The sequence below is a fragment of the Microbacterium allomyrinae genome (assembly GCF_020682705.1).
Lineage (GTDB): Bacteria > Actinomycetota > Actinomycetes > Actinomycetales > Microbacteriaceae > Microbacterium > Microbacterium allomyrinae.
In genome coordinates this window covers 1-5,563 of sequence record NZ_JAGTTN010000013.1, presented here as the reverse complement: position 1 = coordinate 5,563, position 5,563 = coordinate 1, and the positions used below count along the sequence as shown (strand labels likewise).

At 54.5% G+C, this 5,563-nt stretch carries 3 rRNA genes; all 3 read left to right on the top strand.

Going from position 1 to position 5,563, the window contains the following annotated elements:
• Window positions 1-234: 234 nt before the first annotated feature.
• A 16S ribosomal RNA gene (locus tag KEC57_RS18755) occupies window positions 235-1,757 on the top strand.
• Window positions 1,758-2,190: 433 nt separating this feature from the next.
• Window positions 2,191-5,294: ribosomal RNA gene (locus KEC57_RS18750) — 23S ribosomal RNA — on the top strand.
• A 101-nt stretch (window positions 5,295-5,395) separates the two neighbouring features.
• Window positions 5,396-5,512 (top strand): 5S ribosomal RNA (gene rrf, locus KEC57_RS18745).
• Together the 16S, 23S and 5S rRNA genes form the textbook arrangement of a ribosomal RNA operon.
• Window positions 5,513-5,563 lie beyond the last annotated feature (51 nt).

The window sequence follows — 5,563 nt, the reverse complement described above, 5'->3', positions numbered from 1 at the left end:
GATAAGATAGTGAAGTTGCCCTGCGGGTCTGGCTGAGAGGCTGGGTTGGTGGGTGCGTCCGATCCTTGAGAACTCAACAGCGTGCACTTGTCAAATGCCAAAAAACCTCGTGGCTAGCTTCGGCTGGTCGATGAGATTCTTTTGAGATTAAACGGATTTGTCAGTAATGACATCCGATCGTCAGTTCAAACTCGCTGGTCTTGACCTATTCCGGTCTTGGTTATGCATTTTTTCTTTATGGAGAGTTTGATCCTGGCTCAGGATGAACGCTGGCGGCGTGCTTAACACATGCAAGTCGAACGGTGAAGCCCAGCTTGCTGGGTGGATCAGTGGCGAACGGGTGAGTAACACGTGAGCAACCTGCCCCGGACTCTGGGATAAGCGCTGGAAACGGCGTCTAATACTGGATATGAGACGTGATCGCATGGTCAACGTCTGGAAAGATTTTTCGGTCTGGGATGGGCTCGCGGCCTATCAGCTTGTTGGTGAGGTAATGGCTCACCAAGGCGTCGACGGGTAGCCGGCCTGAGAGGGTGACCGGCCACACTGGGACTGAGACACGGCCCAGACTCCTACGGGAGGCAGCAGTGGGGAATATTGCACAATGGGCGGAAGCCTGATGCAGCAACGCCGCGTGAGGGACGACGGCCTTCGGGTTGTAAACCTCTTTTAGCAAGGAAGAAGCGAAAGTGACGGTACTTGCAGAAAAAGCGCCGGCTAACTACGTGCCAGCAGCCGCGGTAATACGTAGGGCGCAAGCGTTATCCGGAATTATTGGGCGTAAAGAGCTCGTAGGCGGTTTGTCGCGTCTGCTGTGAAATCCCGAGGCTCAACCTCGGGTCTGCAGTGGGTACGGGCAGACTAGAGTGCGGTAGGGGAGATTGGAATTCCTGGTGTAGCGGTGGAATGCGCAGATATCAGGAGGAACACCGATGGCGAAGGCAGATCTCTGGGCCGTAACTGACGCTGAGGAGCGAAAGGGTGGGGAGCAAACAGGCTTAGATACCCTGGTAGTCCACCCCGTAAACGTTGGGAACTAGTTGTGGGGTCCTTTCCACGGATTCCGTGACGCAGCTAACGCATTAAGTTCCCCGCCTGGGGAGTACGGCCGCAAGGCTAAAACTCAAAGGAATTGACGGGGACCCGCACAAGCGGCGGAGCATGCGGATTAATTCGATGCAACGCGAAGAACCTTACCAAGGCTTGACATACACGAGAACGCTGCAGAAATGTAGAACTCTTTGGACACTCGTGAACAGGTGGTGCATGGTTGTCGTCAGCTCGTGTCGTGAGATGTTGGGTTAAGTCCCGCAACGAGCGCAACCCTCGTTCTATGTTGCCAGCACGTAATGGTGGGAACTCATGGGATACTGCCGGGGTCAACTCGGAGGAAGGTGGGGATGACGTCAAATCATCATGCCCCTTATGTCTTGGGCTTCACGCATGCTACAATGGCCGGTACAAAGGGCTGCAATACCGTAAGGTGGAGCGAATCCCAAAAAGCCGGTCCCAGTTCGGATTGAGGTCTGCAACTCGACCTCATGAAGTCGGAGTCGCTAGTAATCGCAGATCAGCAACGCTGCGGTGAATACGTTCCCGGGTCTTGTACACACCGCCCGTCAAGTCATGAAAGTCGGTAACACCTGAAGCCGGTGGCCCAACCCTTGTGGAGGGAGCCGTCGAAGGTGGGATCGGTAATTAGGACTAAGTCGTAACAAGGTAGCCGTACCGGAAGGTGCGGCTGGATCACCTCCTTTCTAAGGAGCATCTGGAGGCTTCGGCCTTCCAGGCGCCAGATCAGAACGAATGTTTCTGCTGGTTGCTCATGGGTGGAACATTTGACGAGGCTCTCACAGGGGGCAGTTCGGGTTTAGTACATCGCTTCGGCGGTCGGAACGGTTCGGGTTGGTCTGGTGGGGGCGTGCACGCTGTTGGGTCCTGAGGGACCGGATACTGTCTTGCTTCCTTTGGGGGGTGGGGTGGTGACTGGTTTTTCTGGGCCTCTTCTGGTTTGCCGGTTTGTCTGGTGGCTGGGGGTGGTACCGCCCGTACTTTGAGAACTACACAGTGGACGCGAGCATCTTCAAGATGACCCTTCGGGGTTGTTTTGTATTGATGATCTTAAAGATCATTAGTCAATTTCGAGGCAGACTTTCGGGTCTGTTCCGATTCTTTGATGAACTCATGTGATTTCAAGTCTTTAAGAGCAAACGGTGAATGCCTTGGCATCTGGAGCCGAAGAAGGACGTAGCAATCTGCGATAAGCCTCGGGGAGTGGATAAGCACACTTTGATCCGAGGGTGTCCGAATGGGGAAACCCCGCTGGGCGGCGTGCCGACCTAGTGACTCCCGCCTGAATATATAGGGCGGGTAGAGGGAACGTGGGGAAGTGAAACATCTCAGTACCCACAGGAAGAGAAAGCAACCGCGATTCCGTTAGTAGTGGCGAGCGAAACCGGAACAGGCTAAACCGAGTACGTGTGATATCCGGCAGGAGTTGCGTATTCGGGGTTGTGGGACTCTCTTGATCATTCTGCCGAGTGGTCGACGTGACAGAAGCGTATAGACGAATGGTCTTGAAAGGCCAGCCATAGCGGGTGCCAGCCCCGTAGTCGAAATGCGTGTTCTGGCGTGGAGAGTATCCCAAGTAGCACGGGGCCCGAGAAATCCCGTGTGAATCTGTCAGGACCACCTGATAAGCCTAAATACTCCCAGATGACCGATAGCGGACAAGTACCGTGAGGGAAAGGTGAAAAGTACCCCGGGAGGGGAGTGAAATAGTACCTGAAACCGTTTGCTTACAAACCGTTGGAGCCTCCTTAGTAGGGGTGACAGCGTGCCTTTTGAAGAATGAGCCTGCGAGTTAGCGATATGTGGCGAGGTTAACCCGTGTGGGGTAGCCGTAGCGAAAGCGAGTCTGAATAGGGCGATTCAGTCGCATGTCCTAGACCCGAAGCGAAGTGATCTATCCATGGCCAGGTTGAAGCGACGGTAAGACGTCGTGGAGGACCGAACCCACTTAGGTTGAAAACTGAGGGGATGAGCTGTGGATAGGGGTGAAAGGCCAATCAAACTTCGTGATAGCTGGTTCTCTCCGAAATGCATTTAGGTGCAGCGTTGCGTGTTTCTTGCCGGAGGTAGAGCTACTGGATGGCCGATGGGCCCTACAAGGTTACTGACGTCAGCCAAACTCCGAATGCCGGTAAGTGAGAGCGCAGCAGTGAGACTGTGGGGGATAAGCTTCATAGTCGAGAGGGAAACAACCCAGACCACCATCTAAGGTCCCTAAGCGCGTGCTAAGTGGGAAAGGATGTGGAGTTGCTTAGACAACCAGGAGGTTGGCTTAGAAGCAGCCACCCTTGAAAGAGTGCGTAATAGCTCACTGGTCAAGTGATTCCGCGCCGACAATGTAACGGGGCTCAAGCACGCCACCGAAGCTGTGGCATTGATATTTTTGGTAGGCCTTCGTGGTCCAGCCGTATTGATGGGTAGGAGAGCGTCGTGTGGCCAGCGAAGCGGCGGTGTGAACCAGCCGTGGAGGCTACACGAGTGAGAATGCAGGCATGAGTAGCGAAAGACGTGTGAGAAACACGTCCTCCGAAAGACCAAGGGTTCCAGGGTCAAGCTAATCTTCCCTGGGTAAGTCGGGACCTAAGGCGAGGCCGACAGGCGTAGTCGATGGACAACGGGTTGATATTCCCGTACCGGCGAAGAACCGCCCAAACCAATCCAGTAATGCTAAGTGTCTGAATCCCTGTGACGGATCCCTTCGGGGTGAAGCGTTGGGCCTAGCACACGACCCTATGCTGAGGCGGTTAGCGTATTAACAGGTGTGACGCAGGAAGGTAGCCCAACCCGGGCGATGGTAGTCCCGGGGCAAGTGCGTAGGCCGAACGGTAGGCAAATCCGCCGTTCATATAGGCTGAGACACGATGCGGATAAAAAGTGGGTGATCCTATGCTGCCAAGAAAAGCATCGACGCGAGGTTCTAGCCGCCCGTACCCCAAACCGACTCAGGTGGTCAGGTAGAGAATACCAAGGAGATCGAGAGAATCGTGGTTAAGGAACTCGGCAAAATGCCCCCGTAACTTCGGGAGAAGGGGGGCCTTCGACGTATTAGGACTTGCTCCGAAAGCGTTTGAAGGCCGCAGAGACTAGTGGGTAGCGACTGTTTACTAAAAACACAGGTCCGTGCCAAGTCGCAAGACGATGTATACGGACTGACGCCTGCCCGGTGCTGGAAGGTTAAGAGGACCGGTTAGCCGTAAGGCGAAGCTGAGAATTTAAGCCCCAGTAAACGGCGGTGGTAACTATAACCATCCTAAGGTAGCGAAATTCCTTGTCGGGTAAGTTCCGACCTGCACGAATGGCGTAACGACTTCCCAACTGTCTCAACCGCGAACTCGGCGAAATTGCATTACGAGTAAAGATGCTCGTTACGCGCAGCAGGACGGAAAGACCCCGTGACCTTTACTATAGCTTTGTATTGGTGTTCGGTGTGGCTTGTGTAGGATAGGTGGGAGACTGTGAAGCAGGGACGCTAGTTCTTGTGGAGTCGTTGTTGAAATACCACTCTGGTCACTCTGGATATCTAACTTCGAACCGTAATCCGGTTCAGGGACAGTGCATGGTGGGTAGTTTAACTGGGGCGGTTGCCTCCCAAAAAGTAACGGAGGCGCCCAAAGGTTCCCTCAACCTGGTTGGCAATCAGGTGGCGAGTGTAAGTGCACAAGGGAGCTTGACTGTGAGACTGACAGGTCGAGCAGGGACGAAAGTCGGGACTAGTGATCCGGCAGTGGCTTGTGGAAGCGCTGTCGCTCAACGGATAAAAGGTACCTCGGGGATAACAGGCTGATCTTGCCCAAGAGTCCATATCGACGGCATGGTTTGGCACCTCGATGTCGGCTCGTCGCATCCTGGGGCTGGAGTAGGTCCCAAGGGTTGGGCTGTTCGCCCATTAAAGCGGTACGCGAGCTGGGTTTAGAACGTCGTGAGACAGTTCGGTCCCTATCCGCTGCGCGCGTAGGAAGTTTGAGAGGATCTGACCCTAGTACGAGAGGACCGGGTTGGACGAACCTCTGGTGTGTCAGTTGTTCCGCCAGGAGCACCGCTGATTAGCTACGTTCGGGATGGATAACCGCTGAAAGCATCTAAGCGGGAAGCCGGCCTCAAGATGAGACTTCCATACCTTCGGGTGAGAGGCTCCCAGCCAGATTACTGGGTTGATAGGCCAGATGTGGAAGCACGGCAACGTGTGTAGCTGACTGGTACTAATAAGCCGATGACTTGATAACACACCGTTCTTTGGTGCTTGCGTCCACTGAGTGGTTCTCGATGTACGGTCGAGAACCGCACCAACATTTTGTTGTGTGCATGATTGAAACATCAATAGTGTTTCGGCGGCCATAGCGAGAGGGAAACGCCCGGTTACATTCCGAACCCGGAAGCTAAGCCTCTCAGCGCCGATGGTACTGCAGGGGGGACCCTGTGGGAGAGTAGGACACCGCCGGACTTCCATTACCGAAATGGCCACCCAACGCAGGGTGGCCATTTCGCGTTAACA